Annotated in this window: 15 protein-coding genes; 10 read left to right on the top strand and 5 right to left on the bottom strand. The window is 62.1% G+C overall.

All coding sequences use genetic code 11. The features are described from left to right. Positions 1 to 3 precede the first annotated feature (3 nt). Positions 4 to 9498, top strand: coding sequence for a YadA-like family protein (locus tag U9970_RS02845; RefSeq protein WP_322765212.1), 9495 nt, complete (start codon positions 4 to 6; stop codon positions 9496 to 9498). A gap of 753 nt (positions 9499 to 10251) precedes the next feature. Here the strand turns inward: U9970_RS02845 and U9970_RS02840 are convergent. Then, entirely contained in the window at positions 10252 to 10605 is a 354-nt protein-coding gene (locus U9970_RS02840) for a hypothetical protein (RefSeq protein ID WP_322765211.1), read from the bottom strand. A gap of 128 nt (positions 10606 to 10733) precedes the next feature. Between U9970_RS02840 and U9970_RS02835 the strand changes: the two genes are divergently transcribed. From U9970_RS02835 to U9970_RS02825, 3 genes are all read left to right on the top strand, one after another. Further along, positions 10734 to 11450, top strand: coding sequence for a YcgJ family protein (locus tag U9970_RS02835; protein WP_322765210.1), 717 nt, complete (start codon positions 10734 to 10736; stop codon positions 11448 to 11450). A 134-nt stretch (positions 11451 to 11584) separates the two neighbouring features. Next, a complete protein-coding gene (locus U9970_RS02830) occupies positions 11585 to 12193 on the top strand; it encodes a hypothetical protein (protein ID WP_322765209.1) in 609 nt (202 codons plus the stop codon). Next, positions 12190 to 12984, top strand: a complete 795-nt coding sequence (locus U9970_RS02825; RefSeq protein ID WP_322765208.1) for an MlaD family protein — start codon at positions 12190 to 12192, stop codon at positions 12982 to 12984. The genes U9970_RS02830 and U9970_RS02825 overlap by 4 nt, the downstream gene beginning before the upstream one ends. On the opposite strand, the gene U9970_RS02820 is transcribed toward U9970_RS02825, so the two are convergent. From U9970_RS02820 to U9970_RS02810, 3 genes are all read right to left on the bottom strand, one after another. Continuing rightward, a complete protein-coding gene (locus U9970_RS02820) occupies positions 12968 to 13225 on the bottom strand; it encodes a hypothetical protein (protein WP_322765207.1) in 258 nt (85 codons plus the stop codon). The genes U9970_RS02825 and U9970_RS02820 overlap by 17 nt on opposite strands. An 84-nt stretch (positions 13226 to 13309) precedes the next feature. Continuing rightward, complete coding sequence (locus U9970_RS02815) at positions 13310 to 14134, bottom strand: AraC-like ligand-binding domain-containing protein (RefSeq protein WP_322765206.1); 825 nt, start codon at positions 14132 to 14134, stop codon at positions 13310 to 13312. Beyond that, positions 14134 to 14745, bottom strand: a complete 612-nt coding sequence (locus U9970_RS02810) for a Maf family protein (protein WP_322765205.1) — start codon at positions 14743 to 14745, stop codon at positions 14134 to 14136. Before U9970_RS02810 ends, U9970_RS02815 begins: the two co-directional genes overlap by 1 nt. A gap of 21 nt (positions 14746 to 14766) precedes the next feature. Between U9970_RS02810 and U9970_RS02805 the strand changes: the two genes are divergently transcribed. The 5 genes from U9970_RS02805 to U9970_RS02785 all read left to right on the top strand — a co-directional run bounded on the left by U9970_RS02805 (position 14767) and on the right by U9970_RS02785 (position 17592). Then, positions 14767 to 15162, top strand: a complete 396-nt coding sequence (locus U9970_RS02805; RefSeq protein ID WP_322765204.1) for an Npun_F0494 family protein — start codon at positions 14767 to 14769, stop codon at positions 15160 to 15162. A gap of 107 nt (positions 15163 to 15269) precedes the next feature. Continuing rightward, the gene (locus U9970_RS02800; RefSeq protein WP_322765203.1) at positions 15270 to 15434 is read left to right on the top strand and encodes an AbrB/MazE/SpoVT family DNA-binding domain-containing protein; all 165 of its coding nucleotides are present in this window, start codon (positions 15270 to 15272) and stop codon (positions 15432 to 15434) included. A 23-nt stretch (positions 15435 to 15457) separates the two neighbouring features. After that, positions 15458 to 15832, top strand: a complete 375-nt coding sequence (locus U9970_RS02795) for a type II toxin-antitoxin system death-on-curing family toxin (protein WP_322765202.1) — start codon at positions 15458 to 15460, stop codon at positions 15830 to 15832. A 23-nt stretch (positions 15833 to 15855) separates the two neighbouring features. Further along, positions 15856 to 17346: a cobyric acid synthase gene (locus tag U9970_RS02790; protein ID WP_322765997.1), complete on the top strand. Its 1491-nt coding sequence runs from the start codon at positions 15856 to 15858 to the stop codon at positions 17344 to 17346. After that, positions 17347 to 17592, top strand: a complete 246-nt coding sequence (locus U9970_RS02785) for a 2Fe-2S iron-sulfur cluster-binding protein (RefSeq protein WP_322765201.1) — start codon at positions 17347 to 17349, stop codon at positions 17590 to 17592. A 26-nt stretch (positions 17593 to 17618) separates the two neighbouring features. Here the strand turns inward: U9970_RS02785 and mnmA are convergent, their stop codons facing one another. Continuing rightward, the gene (mnmA, locus tag U9970_RS02780; protein ID WP_407653067.1) at positions 17619 to 18830 is read right to left on the bottom strand and encodes a tRNA 2-thiouridine(34) synthase MnmA; all 1212 of its coding nucleotides are present in this window, start codon (positions 18828 to 18830) and stop codon (positions 17619 to 17621) included. Positions 18831 to 18853: 23 nt separating this feature from the next. On the opposite strand from mnmA, the gene U9970_RS02775 reads away from it, so the two are divergent. Continuing rightward, positions 18854 to 20407 carry an NAD(P)H-hydrate dehydratase gene (locus U9970_RS02775; protein ID WP_322765199.1) on the top strand — a complete coding sequence of 518 codons (1554 nt, stop codon included), beginning with the start codon at positions 18854 to 18856 and terminating at the stop codon, positions 20405 to 20407. The last annotated feature ends 55 nt before the right edge of the window (positions 20408 to 20462 follow it).

The raw sequence follows: 20462 nt of genomic DNA, 5'->3' as shown, positions 1-20462 counted from the left end.
TTTGTGGCGTGGGCCCTCGTCGGCCAGGTAGCCAGCCTTGGGGTAGTGGTGGATGCGGCGCTGCAAAGCCAACCAGCCGCTGCTCAAATCACCGGCATCCCAGGCGCAAGCGGTGCTTGTGGAAGTGCATCGGCATCTGGAGCAGGGGCATTCGCGATTGGCCTCGCCGCGAACGCTTCTGGCGTTTACTCCACGGCGCTGGGCGTCAACTCCATTGCTTCGGGCAACGACGCCATAGCGCTGGGTCGTTCAGCCAATGCTTCGGGCACAGAGGCCATGGCGCTGGGTGTACAAGCCACTGCTTCTGGCGCTTACTCCACGGCGCTGGGCGTCGACTCCATTGCTTCGGGCGACGACGCCATAGCGCTGGGTAGCGTTACCACAGCTTCGGGCGTTTCCTCCACGGCGGTGGGTGCTGCTGCTGAAGCTAACGGCATTCGCGCCACGGCGCTGGGTGCTGGAGCCAATGCTGCGGGCATCGCCTCCACGGCGCTGGGTGCTTTAGCCAATGCTGCATTCACCAATTCCACAGCCGTTGGACAATCAGCCGCCACCACACGTGCCGATCAAATCGTTCTTGGCACGGCAACAACAACAACAACCGTTGCCAATCTCACCGGAACCGGCACAGGTCTCGTTCTGGCCAACGACGATGGCACCCTCTCGCGCTCATCGATCTCCTCAACAGCACTGACATCGCTGAATTGCACTGCGACCGGTGATAACGCCACCTGTTATGGGCCGAATGCATCGGCGACCGGTGCCAATGCATCGGCCTTCGGCAATTCTGCCAATGCTTCGGGACGACTGGCCACGGCGCTGGGTTTTAACTCCAATGCTTCGGGCTTTGACGCCACGGCGCTGGGGAGGGGAACCCGTGCTTCGGGACTCGAGGCCACGGCCCTGGGTGCTCTCGCCACTGCTTCGGGCACAGAGGCCACGGCGCTGGGTTCACAAGCCAATGCTTCGGGCATAGAGGCCACGGCGCTGGGTTACTCAGCCAATGCTTCGGGCATAGAGGCCACGGCGCTGGGTGTTCGAGCCAATGCTTCGGGCAACAGCGCCACGGCGCTGGGTGTACAAGCCACTGCTTCGGGCAGCGGCTCCACGGCGCTGGGCGCAGGCACCAATGCTTCGGGCATAGAGGCCACGGCGCTGGGTGCTTTAGCCAATGCTGCGGGCAACAGCGCCACGGCGCTGGGTTACTTGTCCACTGCTTCCGGTTTGAGAGCCGTGGCGCTGGGTTCACAAGCCACTGCTTCGGGCTCGTTAGCCACAGCGATCGGCGATCGAACCAATGCTACAGGCAATTCCTCCACGGCACTGGGTGTTCTAGCCAATGCTGCATTCTCCAATTCCACAGCCGTTGGACAATCAGCCGCCACCACACGTGCCGATCAAATCGTTCTTGGCACGGCAACAACAACAACAACCGTTGCCAATCTCACCGGAACCGGCACAGGTCTCGTTCTGGCCAACGACGATGGCACCCTCTCGCGCTCATCGATCTCCTCAACAGCACTGTCATCGCTGAATTGCACTGCGACCGGTGATAACGCCACCTGTTATGGGCCGAATGCATCGGCGACCGGTGGCAATGCATCAGCCTTCGGCAATTCTGCCAATGCTTCGGGACAACGGGCCATGGCGCTGGGTGTCAACTCCAATGCTTCGGGCACTGACGCCACGGCGCTCGGTAGGGCGGCTACTGCTTCGGGCATAGAGGCCACGGCGCTGGGGATGCGAACCCGTGCTTCGGGTCTCGGCGCCACGGCCCTGGGTGCTCTCGCCACTGCTTCGGGCACAGAGGCCACGGCGCTGGGTCGTACAGCCAATGCTTCGGGCAATCTGTCCATGGCGCTGGGTGTACAAGCCACTGCTTCTGGCAACTACTCTTCGGCGCTGGGCGTCGGCTCCATTGCTTCGGGCATAGAGGCCACGGCGCTGGGTCGTTCAGCCAAGGCTTCGGGCGACAGCGCCACGGCGCTAGGTAAACAAGCCAATGCTTCTGGCAACTACTCTTCGGCGCTGGGTACTTCAGCCAATGCTGCGGGCGACATCGCCACGGCGCTAGGTGACTCAGCCATTGCTTCGGGCATAGAGGCCACGGCGCTGGGTGCTTCAGCCACTGCTTCGGGCGACAGCGCCACGGCGCTGGGTGCTTCAGCCACTGCTTCGGGCGACAGCGCCACGGCGCTGGGTTTTCTAGCCACTGCTTCTGGCAACTACTCTTCGGCGCTGGGCGTCGGCTCCACTGCTTCGGCCAAAGACGCCACGGCACTGGGTTCACAAGCCACTGCTTCGGGCATAGAGGCCACGGCGCTGGGTGTTCTAGCCAATGCTTCGGGCAATCTGGCCATGGCGCTGGGTGTACAAGCCACTGCTTCGGGCATCGGCTCCACGGCGCTGGGCGCAGGCACCAATGCTTCGGGCAACAGCGCCACGGCGCTGGGTGCTTCAGCCAATGCTTCGGGCAACAGCGCCACGGCGCTGGGTTACTTGTCCACTGCTTCCGGTTTGAGAGCCGTGGCGCTGGGTTCACAAGCCACTGCTTCGGGCTCGTTAGCCACAGCGATCGGCGATCGAACCAATGCTACAGGCAATTCCTCCACGGCACTGGGTGTTCTAGCCAATGCTGCATTCACCAATTCCACAGCCGTTGGACAATCAGCCGCCACCACACGTGCCGATCAAATCGTTCTTGGCACGGCAACAACAACAACAACCGTTGCCAATCTCACCGGAACCGGCACAGGTCTCGTTCTGGCCAACGACGATGGCACCCTCTCGCGCTCATCGATCTCCTCAACAGCACTGTCATCGCTGGATTGCACTGCGACCGGTGATAACGCCACCTGTTATGGGCCGAATGCATCGGCGACCGGTGGCAATGCATCGGCCTTCGGCAATTCTGCCAATGCTTCGGGACGACTGGCCACGGCGCTGGGTTTTAACTCCAATGCTTCGGGCTTTGACGCCACGGCGCTGGGGAGGGGAACCCGTGCTTCGGAACTCGGCGCCACGGCCCTGGGTGCTCTCGCCAATGCTTCGGGCACAGAGGCCACGGCGCTGGGTTCACAAGCCACTGCTTCGGGCATAGAGGCCACGGCGCTGGGTTACTCAGCCAATGCTTCGGGCCGTTTCTCCACGGCGCTGGGTCGCAACGCCAACGCCAGCGGAACCGCCGCGACCGCCGTCGGGGTGAACGCCCGGGCTGCAGGTACCGCCGCCGCAGCCCTCGGAGAAGGCTCCATCGCCAACGGTGAAAGCGCCACGGCCCTCGGACGCAAGGCCAATGCCACGGGATTCGAAGCCACCGCGTTGGGCGCCGGTGCCCTGGCATCAGAGCTACAGGCGACGGCCCTAGGTCCTCGCGCCGATGCCTCCGGAATCGCCGCGACCGCCGTCGGGTTGAACGCCCGGGCTGCAGGTACCGCCGCCACAGCCCTCGGAGAAGCCTCCATCGCCAACGGTGAAAGCGCCACGGCCCTCGGACGCAAGGCCAATGCCACGGGATTCCGTACCACCGCATTGGGCGCCGGTGCCCTGGCCAGCTTCACCAACTCCACCGCCATCGGAACCGGTGCCGCCACCACACGTGCCGATCAAATCGTTCTTGGCACGGCAACAACAACAACAACCGTTGCCAATCTCACCGGAACCGGCACAGGTCTCGTTCTGGCCAACGACGATGGCACCCTCTCGCGCTCATCGATCTCCTCAACAGCACTGACATCGCTGAATTGCACTGCGACCGGTGATAACGCCACCTGTTATGGGCCGAATGCATCGGCGACCGGTGGCAATGCATCGGCCTTCGGCAATTCTGCCAATGCTTCGGGACAACGGGCCATGGCGCTGGGTGTCAACTCCAATGCTTCGGGCACTGACGCCACGGCGCTCGGTAGGGCGGCTACTGCTTCGGGCATAGAGGCCACGGCGCTGGGGATGCGAACCCGTGCTTCGGGACTCGGCGCCACGGCCCTGGGTGCTCTCGCCACTGCTTCGGGCACAGAGGCCACGGCGCTGGGCGTCGGCTCCAATGCTTCGGGCAGTTTATCCACGGCGCTAGGTGCCCTTGCCAATGCTTCGGGCCGTTTCTCCACGGCGCTGGGTGCTTCAGCCAATGCTGGGGGCGACGCCGCCACGGCGCTGGGTGCTTCAGCCACTGCTGCATTCACCAATTCCACAGCCGTTGGACAATCAGCCGCCACCACACGTGCCGATCAAATCGTTCTTGGCACGGCAACAACAACAACAACCGTTGCCAATCTCACCGGAACCGGCACAGGTCTCGTTCTGGCCAACGACGATGGCACCCTCTCGCGCTCATCGATCTCCTCAACAGCACTGACATCGCTGAATTGCACTGCGACCGGTGATAACGCCACCTGTTATGGGCCGAATGCATCGGCGAACGGTGGCAATGCATCGGCCTTCGGCAATTCTGCCAATGCTTCGGGACGACTGGCCACGGCGCTGGGTGTTCGAGCCAATGCTGCGGGCGTCGGCGCCACAGCGTTGGGTTTAGACGCCAATGCTTTCGGCAACATATCCACGGCGCTCGGTGCTCAATCCAACGCTTCGGGCGTCGGCGCCACGGCGCTGGGCGCTGGAGCCAATGCTGCGGGCCAAGACGCCATGGCTCTGGGTGTCCTAGCCACTGCTTCGGGCGTCGGCGCCACGGCGTTGGGTACACAAGCCAATGCTTCGGGCCTAGACGCCACGGCGCTGGGTCGTACAGCCACTGCTTCGGGGAGCAGCGCCACGGCGCTGGGCTATCTAGCCAGCGCCACGGGCAATCAGGCCATGGCGCTGGGATTTGCAGCCAATGCTTCGGGCCAAGACGCCACGGCGCTTGGCCTTAGAGCCAATGCCTCGGGCATTGGCGCCATGGCATGGGGTTATTCGGCCACCGCATCCGCATTGAATTCCATCGCCGTAGGTAGCGGAGCTGTGAGTTCCAACTCCAACGCAACAGCAATCGGCACTGGTGCTCAATCCACCATCGCCAATGCCACCGCAATCGGCGCAGGTGCTCAGGCGCTTCAAAGTTCAGGATCTACAGCCACCAGTTCCATCACTCTTGGCACACAGGGCAATGGCACAACTGATTATTTCCTGCCCGGATTGAGCAACAAACCATCTTCCGGAACCGAATATCTGGTGATCGATCAGCAAGGTCGCATCACCGCTGGCACAGCCACGCTGGCTCCCAATTACACAATCGCCATTCAAAATGCCTTCAACTGCACCCATCAAGGCATTGATTCTGTTTGCTTCGGAAACAACTCCAGAGCGCTAGGTGATTACACATCTGCTATCGGTGCCAACAGCACCGCCATTGGTTTCGAAGCCACAGCTGTCGGCGCTGATTCGGATGCCACCAATGGATCGGTTGCCGTTGGTGCCTATGCAGAAGCCACTGGGGTTAACAGCGTTGCCATAGGCGTGGCATCCAATGCCACCGGCATGGCCACGGTCGCCATTGGCGAAAACTCCCGCGCTGCAGGCAACCGCACCATCGTGATGGGGTATCAGGCTGTTGCCAACGCCAACGATGCCATCGCCCTCGGGTATCAGGCCAATGCCAGCTACGACAACTCCATCGCTTTTGGCGATGGCGCTGCATCCACACGCACCGATCAGGTAGCCATCGGCAAATCCGGCAGTGAAGTCACCATCGCAAACCTTGCGGGCACAGGCAACGAGATGGTCTTCGCCAATGGCGACGGCACCCTCAAGCGGGCTGCTGGAATTTCCGTCAACAACGGATCTCTCACAGTTGCCAATGACCTGACTGTTGGTGGAGCCACCACACTCAACACCCTCACCGCCACTGGCGCTGCCAACTTCCAGAGCACACTCGCTGTTCAAGGTGCCACCACACTGAATGGCGCCACCACCGTGAACAACTCACTCACCGTTAACGGCACCCAAACCGTTAACGGCAATCAGTCAGTAACCGGGTCGCAGACCATCGGTGGTAATCAAACCGTTACTGGAAATCAGACCGTTGCTGGCAACTCCGCCATCACCGGCAATCAAACCATCGGTGGAAACCTCGGTGTCACAGGAGCCACCACCCTTTACGGTGGCGCCACCATCAACAACGGCCTCACCGTCACCGGTGGTACCAGCACCGACACCCTTGCTGTCTCCGGAGCCACCACCCTCAACACCCTCACAGCCACTGGCGCTGCCAACTTCCAGAGCACACTCGACGTTCAAGGTGCCACCACACTGAATGGTGCCACCACCGTGAACAACTCACTCACCGTTAACGGCACCCAAACCGTTAACGGCAATCAGTCAGTAACCGGGTCGCAGACCATCGGTGGTAATCAAACCGTTACTGGAAATCAGACCGTTGCTGGCAGCTCTTCAATCACCGGCAATCAAACCATCGGTGGAAACCTCGGTGTCACAGGAGCCACCACACTCAACACCCTCACCGCCACTGGCGCTGCCAACTTCCAGAGCACACTCGCTGTTCAAGGTGCCACCACACTGAATGGCGCCACCACCGTGAACAACTCACTCACCGTTAACGGCACCCAAACCGTTAACGGCAATCAGTCAGTAACCGGGTCGCAGACCATCGGTGGTAATCAAACCGTTACTGGAAATCAGACCGTTGCTGGCAGCTCTTCAATCACCGGCAATCAAACCATCGGTGGAAACCTCGGTGTCACAGGAACCACCACCCTCAACACCCTCACCGCCACTGGCGCTGCCAACTTCCAGAGCACACTCGCTGTTCAAGGTGCCACCACACTGAATGGCGCCACCACCGTGAACAACTCACTCACCGTGACTGGCACCACCAACCTCAAGAACACCAACGTTGTTGGCACTCTTGCAGTCACCGGTAATCAAACGGTGAGCGGGTCGCAGACCATCGGTGGTAATCAAACCGTTGCTGGAAATCAAACCGTTGCTGGCAGCTCCGCCATCACCGGCAATCAAACCATCGGTGGAAACCTCGGTGTCACAGGAACCACCACCCTCAACACCCTCACCGCCACTGGCGCTGCCAACTTCCAGAGCACACTCGCTGTTCAAGGTGCCACCACACTGAATGGCGCCACCACCGTGAACAACTCACTCACCGTTAACGGCACCCAAACCGTTAACGGCACCCAAACCGTTAACGGCAATCAGTCAGTAACCGGGTCGCAGACCATCGGTGGCAATCAAACCGTTGCTGGAAATCAGACCGTTGCTGGCAGCTCTGCAATCACCGGCAATCAAACCATCGGTGGAAACCTCGGTGTCACAGGAGCCACCACACTGAATGGTGCCACCACCGTGAACAACTCGCTCACCGTTAACGGCACCCAAACCGTTAACGGCAATCAGTCAGTAACCGGGTCGCAGACCATCGGTGGCAATCAAACCGTTGCTGGAAATCAGACCGTTGCTGGCAGCTCTGCAATCACCGGCAATCAAACCATCGGTGGAAACCTCGGTGTCACAGGTGCCACCACACTGAATGGCGCCACCACCGTGAACAACTCACTCACCGTTAACGGCACCCAAACCGTTAACGGCAATCAGTCAGTAACCGGGTCGCAGACCATCGGTGGCAATCAGTCAGTGACGGGTAACTTCACGGCACGCGGTAACGTTACATTGACTGGTTACACCACAAACCAGACATCAGGAACAACACAAGTCCTCACGACTGATAGTCAAGGCCAGCTCGGTTTTATCGTTCTGCCTACTAACACCACAACGTTCTGCAACCGCACCGGCGTCAACTCCGCGTGCTACGGACCAAGCGCTGAAGCATTGGGTGATTTTGATACAGCCATCGGAGCCAACAGCACAGCCGACGCAACTCTCGGCTCAACCGCTCTCGGAGCCGAAACCAACGCATCTGGCAATGGCTCAACAGCGATTGGCGTGGTCGCCACCTCCCGAGGTGAAGGATCCATTGCCGTTGGCTTCGCAGCCAACTCCACAGCGGAAGGAGGTATTGCCATCGGATTCAATACGACCGCCAACGGCACCAATGCTTTTGCCTACGGAACCGATGCTGTTGCCAACGGCGTCAACGTGACTGCGATTGGTGCTGGAGCACGTGCCGAGGGATTCAACACCAACGCACTTGCAGTCGGCACCGGGGCGGTAGCCAACGGCACTGATGTGACAGCGCTTGGTGCTGGAGCAGTCGCCACCGGGACGAGAGCAACCGCAATTGGTGCAAGTGCAAGAACAACTCGGGACAATCAGCTAATGCTCGGCTCCGCAAATCAAGAGACGACCATTGCCAATCTTGCCGGCAATGGCAATGAGATGGTCTTTGCCAATGGCGATGGCACTCTCAAACGTGCAGCTGGAATTTCTGTCAACAACGGATCTCTCACCACAGCCAATAACCTGACTGTTGGCGGTGCCCTCAATGTCTCCGGGAACACCACCCTCAATACCCTCACCGCCACTGGCGCTGCCAACTTCCAGAGCACCCTCACTGTTCAAGGTGCGACCACTCTCTCCGGCGGAGCCACCATCAACAACGGCCTCACCGTCACCGGCGGAGCCACCATCAACAACGGCCTCACCGTCACCGGCGGAGCCACCGTCACCGGCGGAGCCACCATCAACAACGGCCTCACCGTCACCGGTGGCACCAACACCGACAGCCTCAAGGTCAAATCACTGTCCGGGAAAGGGACATTTTTGGTCGCCGCCGAAAGCGATGGAACGTTGCAGCGATCCTCATCTGTCTCCCTCCAGCAGGTGGATCAAGCGGTCAACAGCACCATCCCCCAGCTTCAATCCACCACCAACAGGCTGGAATCTGCTGCTCGCGGACTGGGTCAGGCCGTTGAATCCTCCGGAGCGGTCGCAGCTGCCCTGTCGGCGATCCCTCAGGTGTCGCTTCAGGACGATGAACCTGTTCGCTGCGGTGTCGGCACCGGTGGTTACGGCAGTCAGTACGCGATTTCTGCAGGCTGCGCGGTGCGTGTCGGCGATCGACTCCACCTCAATGGAGCACTCGCTTACACCCCCTCGATCGATTACGAGTACGGATCGACGCCCTCGGTAGCCGGTCGACTCGGCTTTTCCTTCCCATTGGGGAGGATCGCCAAGGCCTCCAGCAAGCCGTCTCGAGAAACCTCTCAGGAGCTGTCCAACGTTCAGAGCAATCTTGAAAAGATTCAACAGGAAGTCAAGGCTCGTGACACCCAAATCGCCGACCTAAAGATGCAGCTCGACAAGCTGAGCAAAGACCAGCACCCCGATAGCGCTAGCCCAAACAACAAGGCCACAACGCAGCTGATCGCCATGCTTAAGAGCCGAATTGAACAGCTCGAGCAAGAAAAGAATCAATCAGAAACCGAAAATAGACTTCAAGACAAGAAAATTCAAGACCTGGAGAATCGCTTAGCCGAACAGGAAACAATGTTCCAGCGTGCCATGAATCAACTCCGATCACTTATCGGCGGAAAATCAATCGAACATGGCCCAACCAGCAAAGCAACACCCTAGCCGACACAAATCCAGCGAACCCAACATCTTCCACTCTCAGAATCAACATGAGCAACCATCCTCCATTCATCACAGCTCCATTCATCACAGCTCTCTTCATATCTGCACTCACAAGCCTTGCATCAATCACACCAAGCCTTGCCCAAGGCAATCCAACAAATTCACAACTCACCAAGCAATTCAGAGATGGCTTCCTAAAAGGATGCCTTCAAGGCAAAACCCCAGGCGTCAGAAATCAGAGTAGCTATTGTAACTGCATGGTCACGAGTTACCAGAGCCGCTACGACGGAAGGGCTCTTACTGTGATTTCTCAACTAGCAGGAAGCGTAGGTGAGCAAGGACCTGCCTTAGTAAACTTGATGATGACACCTGAAGCAAAAGCCTGTTCCGCGAAAAGCTAATCATAAATGCGCTGTTGAGCTCGAAGCAATCACCCTCAAGAATCAATGGGCGTGATCCAACACAGCAATACAATCACAGCACAAGCTTCACGAAATACTCCGCCAGACTAGAAATACGGCAATTTGCGGGTTGTTTTTACTTGCCGCAAACAGCACTGCTGGTACCATTATTTTTCAGCACACCTTTGTAAGCCGACGCCTTCGGCAGTAGAACAGCCAGGGAGAATGCTTGAAGTTGAACTGTCTTTAAAGACACTCACCTTAGATAGCGTGCATTCGGCATGTGGATTAACTGCTTGCAGTGGGCCGCATCAGCTTTGCGTTGACCCCGTCACCTAGCACCCCCAGGCCATTACTCCAGCACCCGCGCAGGAGCTGTACACACCGAGGTGCGGGCAATCCCCTTGGCAGAGAGAAAAGGCGTGTCGTAAAAACTGGGCCGCCCCTTGGCGCTGTCGCTGTTCTGCACGCGCCATTGCTCGCGCGCACAGCTCACAGTGAGCGTGAGTGATCCACCTCCAGGCTGGGCAATACGGAATAAGCGAACACCGTCATAGAGCCCCATCGGCTTGGCCTGCAGTTGCTTCAGCAGGATGGCCAGGGCCTGCGGTGTCTCCGCCCGAGCCAGCGGCTGCCAGCCAACTGCCGCACCAAAACAGGCTGCAGCCACAATTGCGAGATGCCATGGATTGCGTGCTGCAGCCATCACCAGTGCCCAGGAGTGCTTTCATTCTGCCGAGCTGGGGCGGTAAAGCCAGCGCAAGACTCAGCACGAGACAAGCCAAACGAGACGCTGCTTTCTAGTGTTCGAGTATTGCGTCGCGCCATCAGCCCATGAGCAGAACAACCTTGCTACTCGCTGCAACCCTGCCACTAGTCATCAGCAGCGGAGCCCTGGCCCAACCTGCCGGCCTGACCTACCCGCGCCCCGGGGTGGTGTGCGATTCGGTTGGTAAAACCTGCTACGACAGCTACGGCCCCTCCATCGGGATCACCTCCGACGTTTACGGCAAGAAGGCCGCCAACCATCTCTCCAAAAACCTCAGCCAAACCAGCAGCCGCGACTTCCGCCTGAGCACTGGCCAGGCCTGCAGCGTGGCCAAGCGCACCTGCTGGAACGACGGATGGGGTGAACGCAACGTGGCAGCCGGACTCACCAATCAGCTGTTCGGCTCCAGCACCAGGCCCGGCCAGGCCCAGGTGAGCCGAGATACAGGGCTTTGCAGCCTCAGCCGCGGTAGCCAACGCGTCTACGACGGCCCCTGCCTACTCAAGCAGGTGAGCCAGGGCGGCCAGAACCGCTACGAGGTGCAACTTCAGAACGGCAACACCTACACCTTCCAGCAAGTGGGTGGGGGCTTCCAGACTCGTGATGGTTTCGGCGGCACCTGGCCGGTGACCTTCATCGACCACGGCAACACCGGTATCTTCCGCTTCGGCGACTACAAGCTGGTGGCCACCCAGGAGAATTCCAACCGCAACTCCAGCAGCAACCGCGATGCAGCTGTTGGCAATGCCCTCGGCAACCTGCTCAATTCTCTTTTCCAATAAGAGCTACCTAGGCCGACACATCAGCTTCATCAGCGATGGCGTGATTGAGTGACCAGCCGTGCCTAGTGCATGCGCATCACGGAACTATCAAGGGAATCATGAAAGCGATGGCTGGCCTTCAAAGCCTCTCCGCGATGGCCAAGCTGGCCGAGCGCTATGGCGAGCGTTGCGGTGGTCCTGTGATTGTCGCGGGCTTCGTGGTGGGCCTTGGAATTGTGCAGCTGGCCAGCGGGCCACTGGCACAAACCAGCCGCTTCAGCCTGGAGTTGTTAATCCTGCTAGTGCTGCAGCTGGTCGGGCCCATGATGGTGGCGCTGTTTGCGCTGGCACTGCTCCTGCCCCGCTGGATCCAGCGTCTTCAAGACGTTGGAGACGCTTACCGCGTTGAGAGGCTCGCAGCGGCAGGTCTTGTGGGTGCTCTGCTCCAGTTGCTGTTTCTGGCAGCCGCGATGTGTGGCGGGGTGCTGGGAACACCGCGTAGCGATCTGGTAGGTGAATTTCGCGATCTGCTTTATGGAGTTCTGCTGCCGGATGTCGCCCGCTCGTGCCTGCGGGCAGGCGTGTTTCTTGCCGTAATGAGTGGGTGGTGCCAATGGCGTAGCCGGCGTGCTCTGCAGCGCGGCCAGGATCCAGGCCTCTTGGTGAGCGATCAGCTCGCCGAAGGATTTCTCTTGCTGCTATCACTCAAATTGCTATGGATCAGCGTGATCGATCCCTTGCACCTGAGCGCAAGCCCGCAATGAGCCCCACCATCCCCCCTAACAGCCTGCGCGAGCGCTATGTGTTTTTGGGTTCCGGCCTGGTGCTGGCGGTTGCCTTGGTGGTGGGGATGGCACGCGAACAGCAATGGGGCACACGCTGGGTGTTGTTGCATCTGGTGAGCAGCAATGCCGAAGGGCTGCGTTCCGGGCAGGACGTGCGCATTTCAGGCATCCCCGTGGGCAAGGTGCAGGCCCTACAGCTCGAACCCAACGCCAAGGTGAAAGTCACCCTGCGGGTGCAAGAACGGCATGCTGATCTGATTGGCCCCAAAAGCATGGCCAGCCTTGGCCAAGAAGGCGTTGTGGGTGATCACTTCGTGATCATCAGCGCGGATCCACAGGCCACTGAACCTGGCGCCAAATTCGCAGCGCGCACCTTGCCCTATGTGCAACCTGTGGCGATCAACAACCTGATGCGCCGCCTGATCGACACGCAAACCGAACTGCTGGCGACGCTCAAAAACACAACACGCCTCACCAGCCATGAGATCCCCGCCACCCTTCGCGGGATCAACAAGCTGGCCTCCACATTGGATCGGGAAACGGCAACCACCACACCTCAGCTGCGGCAGACATTGCAACAGCTGCGTTCAACCGGCAGCAGCGCCGAGCAAACCTCCCGCCAGGCTCAGCAACTCCTGCAGCAAAGCCAGCCCTTATTGCTCAGCACGCTGCAAGACCTCGAACGCGTGGCCAGCAGCAGCCGCAAGATTCTTCAAACCGTGCAGCAGCTGCTGGGGCTGAGTGATCAAACGCCTAAAAGCTCAGATTGATCACGTGATGGGCCTTCGGGCCAGTGGGCTTCTTGAATTCCAGAGGGAGATCACCATCGCGGGTGACGCCACTGCGCATCTGTGAGGATGCAGTCTGCAGGTGGCTTTGCTCCGCGGCGACAGGCTGATCCACTGATACCGGAGCGATGGAGAGCTGCATTGGCTCCATGGCAGAGGCGTTTAACGCCAATCCACTACCAACCAGGAGGTTTCCAAACACGAAGAGAGCGATGGACTTCATCGGAGGCAAACAGGGCATACCCAGGCCTTAGCCAGGGAGCAATGCCCATGGCAACAGAGGCGTGCCGATCTGAAGCACATGGCCTCACGCCGGGTAGCGATGCTGCACCTGAAGCGCCGTCCAGATCTCACGTGGTGTGGCATCCAGATCGGATCGGAGATGGTTCTGCAGGGTTCGTGCAGAGCAATGCAGTTCCAAGGCCATGGCCTGCAATCCTAAGCGATGTGCAGGCCTGGCTTTCAGCTTCTTTTGGACAAGTTGGAGAAACCGATCGGTGAGATCGGGGCTTGGCGGTGGCAGCGCGCAACTCCCCACCGCATCGCGATGGTTCACCAACGCCCGCCAGAACTCTCCTGCGCTGTGGTCGAGCCATTCGGGATGCAAACGTGCCGCATCGATCAAGGCACGGGCCTGTCGCAGCAGGGCCACCACCGTGGGCTGGCGCACAGTGCGGAAGGGATCCAGCAGGCTCGTATCTCCACCTTGGTCGGACCAGACCGCCAACAGCGCCCGTGGGAGGAGGATCGACACCCCACTGGAGCGCTTTGGTGTTTGGCCCTGCAGCTCTGCAGCTGGAGCAATCCAGAGGCCCTGACCGGGACTGCTGATCAGTGGATCAGGCTGATCAGCCTGCTGCTCCAGCGTGGTGCCGTGCTCCGGGATCCAAAGCACAGCAAGATCCGCACTTTGGCAGCGCAACAGCTCCAAACCACCTCCATCACCATGCAGCTCCACCAAGCTGAGTGGGCCGACGTGTGCCACACGAATGCTGGCTTGAAACGTCTCCTGGTCATGCGCCGTGCAAGTCACACGGCACTCCCCAAGCTGCTGCTGCAAGTGGTCGCGCCAATGCTCAAAGTTTGAGCTCTGCACAACGGGCTGGAAGCCACAGGCTGGCGAGGACGTCATCATTGAGATGTCAACCTCCCCATCCATAAACGTATCAGCGGCAGGCTGAGGCCGATCACATTCGAAAAACAGCCCTCAATCCGCTCCACCAAAGCACCACCGCGCCCCTCCAGAGCGAAGCCCCCAGCGCATTGCAGCGGTTCACCGGTGGCCACGTAGGCCTCGATCTCTGCGGCGGTGAGCGGCGCGAAGTGCACGCGGGTGGTGATGGTCGCGAGGCGTTCCGTGGTCGGATGTCCATGGATATCCAGAGCTGGACACTCCCGCGCTGCACCCACCGCCAACAAACAGTGCCCGGTGTGCAGCTCCCCCCAGCCACCAGCCATCCGCTGCCAGCGGGCGATGGCTTCAGCAGCGTCGATCGGCTTGCCGAACACCTCCCCTTCAAAGGCCAGCACTGAATCGCAGCCCAACACCGCCGTGATCGAGGCGTCGGTGCAGGCATCGCGCACCGCCTGAGCCTTCGCCTTCGCCAGCAGCTGCACCAACTGGGCCGGATCGGTGTGGTAGATCGCGTCTTCATCCACGCCACTCACCTGCACGCGGTGGGCAATGGCGGCCTGCTCCAGCAGGCGCCGGCGGGCGGGGGAGGCGGAGGCGAGCACGAGCATGGGGTCAGGGAGAATCCTTCTATGCAACACCGGGAAGCCGCCGCTATCGACCCCCTGCTTCAAAACAAACGCTCCCTGTCCAGGGCCAGCCAGGCAATGCGCTGCCTGCCATTTAGGCGGGCGTTTTACGTGGAGGTGAACGATCGGGCTCTCAGCGGCAGCGAGCTCTGCCGCCGGAACGACCTCCAGAGCCTTTGCCAGGGAGCAGCGAGTGCCGATCGAGTTGAAGCCCATTGGATCTGGCTGATCCAGCTCGGAGTGCTGCGACGCGAAGTGGACGGCCAGGGCCTCACCGAGCGGGTGCGGCTCACTCCCATGGGACGCGAAGTTTTGGCCCAGTGGCCTGGCGAGATTCCAGGCGCCAGCGGCCCCGTACGCCTGCAGCACTGGCTGCGCCGCCACCGGCCCAGACTGTGAACGCCAGCAGCTCGTAGCATTGAAGTGCTACTTGCCATAGGGTGATGCCAACAGAAGTCACGCTTCGCCAGGCTGGCGGCTCTGTGAGCGCCACGATCCCCTCCGAGATGGCCCGCCGGTTTCACCTGGCTCCGGGAGATCGCGTGCAGGCAATCGAAACAGAGCACGGCATCCTGCTCTCCCCCTTCGATCCCACCGTGCAGGAAGCGCTGGCACTCGCAACAGATGCGGCGCGCCAGTTCCAACCAGCCCTGCGTGAATTGGCCCATTGAGCGACATCCAGGAACCACGATGGGTGCCTGACATAGCGGTGAAAGCCATCCACCACCAGCAGACCCTGGAGCATGGTGGACTTCGGGGCGTTCGCAGCGAGACCGCTCTGGCATCTGCCCTGGCCAGGCCCAGGCAGCGCTGGGTCTACGGAGAGCTGACCACAATCCCCCAACTGGCCGCTGCCTACGCCGAGGCTCTTGTGCGCGCCCACCCCTTCAGCGATGGGAACAAACGGAGTGGGTTTCTCGTGGCCGTTGTGTTCCTGGGCCTAAATAGCTTCGGCTTTCAAGCCAGCAATGAGAGTGTTGTTGTGACGATTCAACGGCTTGCGGCAGGCGAACTTCCCTGGTCGGAATTGGAACGGTGGTTTGCAGACCACAGCCGGGCCAACGAATGAGCCAGCTCTCTCCCCGGCCCCTGATGGTGCTGGGCACCAGTAGCGGGGCTGGCAAGTCGCTGATGACCGCTGCCCTCTGCCGGGTGCTGCGCCGCCGCGGCGAGACGCCCCTGCCCTTCAAGGGGCAGAACATGAGCAACAACGCCTGGGTGGACCAGGTGGGCGGTGAAATGGCCTACTCCCAGGCGCTGCAGGCCTGGGCCGCCGGCCTGGAGCCCCACCACAGCATGAATCCGGTGCTGCTCAAGCCCCAGGGCGACTCCACCAGCGAGCTGATCCATCTGGGCCAGTCGGTGGGGCTGGCCCGCGCCGAGCACTACTACCGCGACTGGTTCCGGCCGGGCTGGGCGGCTATTCGCGCCGGCCTGAGCGAGCTGCAGGCGGCCCATCCGGGGGGGCGCCTGGTGCTGGAGGGGGCGGGCAGCCCGGTGGAGGTAAACCTGCAATCACGGGACCTCACAAATTTGCGTTTAGCCCAATTTCTGCGGGCCCGTTGCATCCTTGTGGCCGACATCGAGCGCGGTGGTGTGTTTGCCCAATTGGTGGGCACCTTGGCACTGCTGCGGCCGGTGGAGCGACCCCTGATCCGCGGCCTGCTGATCAACCGCTTCCGCGGCCGGCGTGAGCTGTTTGACGAGGGGCGCCGCTGGTTGGAGGCCCACACCGGCATCCCCGTGCTGGGGGTGATGCCCTGGCTCGACGAGCTATTTCCGCCAGAAGACTCCCTCGATCTACTGGAGCGCCGCGGCCGCAAAAGCGGCGCCGAGCTGGAGATCGCCGTGCTGCGCCTGCCATCGCTGAGCAATTTCTCCGATCTCGACCCCCTCGAAGCCGAACCCAGCGTCCAGCTGCGCTGGCTGGCGCCGGGGGAGCCGCTGGGAAGCCCCGATGCGGTGATCGTGCCGGGCAGCAAGCAGACCCTGCGGGATCTGGCGGCCCTGCAGCGAGCTGGGCTGGGGCAGGAGCTGCGCAGCTACGTCGCCGGCGGGGGGCAGGTGTTTGGGATTTGCGGCGGCCTGCAGCTACTGGGCCGGGAGCTACTGGATCCGCAGGGCCTGGAGGGCGGCGATGGCGCCGCCGGGGAGGTGGTGGCCGGTCTGGATCTGCTGCCGCTACGCACCTGCTTCGGCGGCCGCAAGGCCCTGCGCCAGCGCCAAAGCACGGCCCGCTGGCCCGGCGAGGGCTTGAACCTGGAGGGATTCGAGCTGCATCGCGGCCTCAGCAGCCCCATCGAAACCACCGGCCCCCTGCAGCCCCTCGCCAGCGATCCAGACCTGGGCCATTGGTGCAGCTTTGGCGAAGCGGGCGGCCTGGTGGCTGGCACCTACCTGCATGGGGTGTTCGAGAGCGGTCCCTGGCGGCGCCGTTGGCTCAACCAACTTCGCCAGCGTCGCGGCCTGGCTGCCCTGCCGGAGAACCCGCCCCACCACAGCCGGCAGCGAGACGCCCTGCTAGAGCGACTCGCCGATGCCTTTGAGGCCCACGTGAACCTCGAACCCCTGCTGAGCCCCTAAATGGCCGCCTCCACCACCAGCATCCACTGGCCCAACGGCCAAACCAGCAGCTGCAACGTTGGTTGTGACTGGCTGGTGGCAGCCCAGGCCGCAGGCTTTCTGATCCCCACCGGCTGCCTGGGCGGCAGTTGCGGCGCCTGCGAAATCGAAGTCAACGGCCAGGTGGTGCGGGCCTGCATCGCCACGGTGCCCGCCAGCCGCTCGGGCTCGCTAACGGTGGAGCTAGCCAGCGACCCCTACTGGTGACTTGCTGGGCTCAGGACTGGCTGGGCTCAGGACTGAATCAGGCCTCCACCGAGCAGCACCTCACCGGCGTAGAACACCGCCGCCTGACCAGGCGTGATCGAAAACTGCTCCTCGGCAAACTCCAACCGCACCCGGTGGGGCCGCAGGGCTGCCCTATCGGCGTCGTTGGCGGGCAAGGGAATCAGCCGGGCCGGCTCGGGTGCACTGCGGTAGCGCACCTGCACCTCCAGCTCCATCGGCCCCGTAGGTGGCTCGATCGACACCCAATTCACCGCCCCCACCAACGCTTCGCCCCGGGCCGCACCAGCGCGGGGAGCCACCACCACCTGGTTCATGGCGCCATCGAGGCGCACCACATGCAGCGGCTCGCTCCAGGCCACCCCCAGGCCCTTGCGCTGGCCGATCGTGAAATGCTCAATGCCGTCGTGCTCGCCCACCACCGTGCCATCGGTAAGCACGATCTGACCCTGGCGCGGCGGCAGGTAGGCATCGAGAAAGGCCTTCATCGAGCCGTGGTGGTCGGCCAGGCAGAGGTCCTGGCTCTCGGGCTTCTGGGCCGTGCGCAGGCCATGGCGCTCCGCCTCCAGCCGGGTGTCGGCCTTGGTGAGCTCGCCGAGGGGAAACACCAACCGGCCCAGGGCCTCCTGGGGGAGGTCGTAGAGGAAGTAGCTCTGATCCTTCTGGCCATCTAAGCCGCGCAACAGCTGGTGACGGCCGTTGTCGCTGTTAGCGCCATGGCGCACCCGGGCGTAATGGCCCGTGGCGAGCCGGCCGATGCTCCGCTCGCTTTCAGCCCACTGGAGCATCGGCCCAAATTTCACCTCCCGATTGCAGCGAGAGCAGGGCAGTGGGGTCACGCCGGCCTGATAACCCTGCACCAGAAAATCAACGATCTGGGCCTGGAAGTGCTCGCGAAAATCCACCACGTGGTGGGGCACGCCGAGTTGCTCGCAGATGCCGGCGGCATCCACCAGGCCCTCGGCGCAGCAGGCACCCTTGCCACTCATCAGCCACAAGGTGAGGCCCTCCACCTGCCAGCCCGCTTCCACCAGCAGGGCAGCCGTCAAGGAGCTGTCAACGCCGCCTGAGAGGCCCACCGCAACGCGATGCTCCCCGGGCCAGGCCCGCAGCCGCTCTAAAGCGGCCTGGCCAGCGGGCGTAGAGGCAGGCGGCACAAAAGCGGAAGAAGCCACTGGAGCAGGCAAAGGGCAGACAGCTGGCGGGAGTACTCCCATCATGAAACCCAGATGCCTTAAAGGGGTTGGGAGAGCCTTCCGCCGTAGCCCCTTGGCCGGAGCGCAATGGCCGCCACCTGCTGGTCAACAGCGCCCAGATGGCCGCGCTGGAAGAGCAACTTTTCGCCAGCGGCCTGCCGGTGGAAGCCCTGATGGAGAAGGCCGCCCTGGCGGTGAGTCGGCTGCTGCTGGAGCAACACGGCGAGCGGCTGGCGCGCCATGGGGCGCTGGTGCTGGTGGGGCCAGGCCACAACGGCGGCGATGGGCTGGTGATCGCCCGGGAACTGCACCTGGCCGGCATCTCAACGGCCATCTGGAGCCCGTTTGAGCGCCACAAGCCGCTCAGCGCCGCCCACCTGCGCCACGCCCTGTGGCTTGGCATTCCCCGGCTGGAGGCCAGCCCCGATCCCAGCAGTGCCGCCCTCTGGATCGATGCCTTGCTGGGCAGCGGCCAGCGGCGGGCGCCTGGAGAGGCGATCGAAGCCCTGCTGCGGCAGCGCCAGCGCCAGCGGCCTGGTGCGCTGGTGGCGATTGATGTGCCCACGGGCCTCTGCGCCGACAGCGGCCAAGCCACCGGCTCATACACGGCCCAGGCCATCAGCACCTATGCAATCGGCCTCATCAAGACCGGCCTGGTTCAAGACGGGGCCCTAGAGGCTGTGGGGGGGCTGCACTGGGTAGATCTGGGCCTACCGCCATCGCTGCTGCTGCAGCTTCCTATAAGCGTGCCCCTGGCTCTGGGGGAGCGAGACCTGGCGGCACGACCCAAACCCAAATTCAACCCGGCGGCATCGAAATATCAGCGCGGCCGGCTGCTGGTGGTGGCGGGCAGCGATAGCTATCGGGGGGCCGCCAGCCTGGCCCTGGCCGGCGCCAGCAGCAGCGGCTGCGGCAGCCTGCGGGCCGCCCTGCCCGAGGCCCTGGCCAGCAGCATCTGGCAGCAGCACCCACAAGTGGTGCTGAGCCTCGATCCCCCAGCCGAACTCGATCCCCAGCGGCTGGATGCCCTGCTGGTCGGGCCCGGCCTGGGGGAGGCCAACTGCTGGCCCAATCCGCCAAGCTGGAATGAGCTACTGAGCTGGCAGGGGCTGCTGGTGCTGGATGCAGATGGCCTCAACCACCTAGCGGGGCCGGTGAGCCAAGGGCTGGGTCTGCAGGCAAGCCAGTGGCTCCAGCAGCGTCAGGGGCCCACCTGGATCACCCCCCATCCCGGCGAATTTGCCCGCCTTTTCCCCGAGCTAGCTGGCAGCACCGCCCTGGAGGCAGCCGGCCAGGCGGCCAGCAGCAGTGGGGCCTGCGTGCTGCTCAAAGGGGCCCGCAGCATCGTGGCAGCCCCCGATGGCCGCCGCTGGCAACTGCTTGAAGCCAGCCCCGGCAGTGCCAGAACAGGACTCGGAGACGTACTGGCTGGCTACGCCGCCGGCATAGGAGCTATGGCCCTAGCCGCCAGCGGCAACGCCGACGCCGCCTGGCTCGCCGCCGCAGCACTGGCCCACGCCCAGGCTGGGCGACGGGGGGAAAAGGCCGAGAACGGTTTCACACCAATGCAGGTGGCAGAAAATCTGGCTCAGCTGTGTTGATCACAACACGGAAATCAGCAAATGTCAGACCAGGACAGGGCTGCTTCTGTGTTGT

Origin of the sequence: Cyanobium usitatum str. Tous (assembly GCF_963920485.1) — a bacterium.
In the GTDB taxonomy this organism is placed as follows: Bacteria; Cyanobacteriota; Cyanobacteriia; order PCC-6307; family Cyanobiaceae; genus Cyanobium_A; species Cyanobium_A usitatum_A.
Note: the sequence above shows the minus strand (reverse complement) of the source record. Positions and strands in the feature narration are given on the sequence as shown.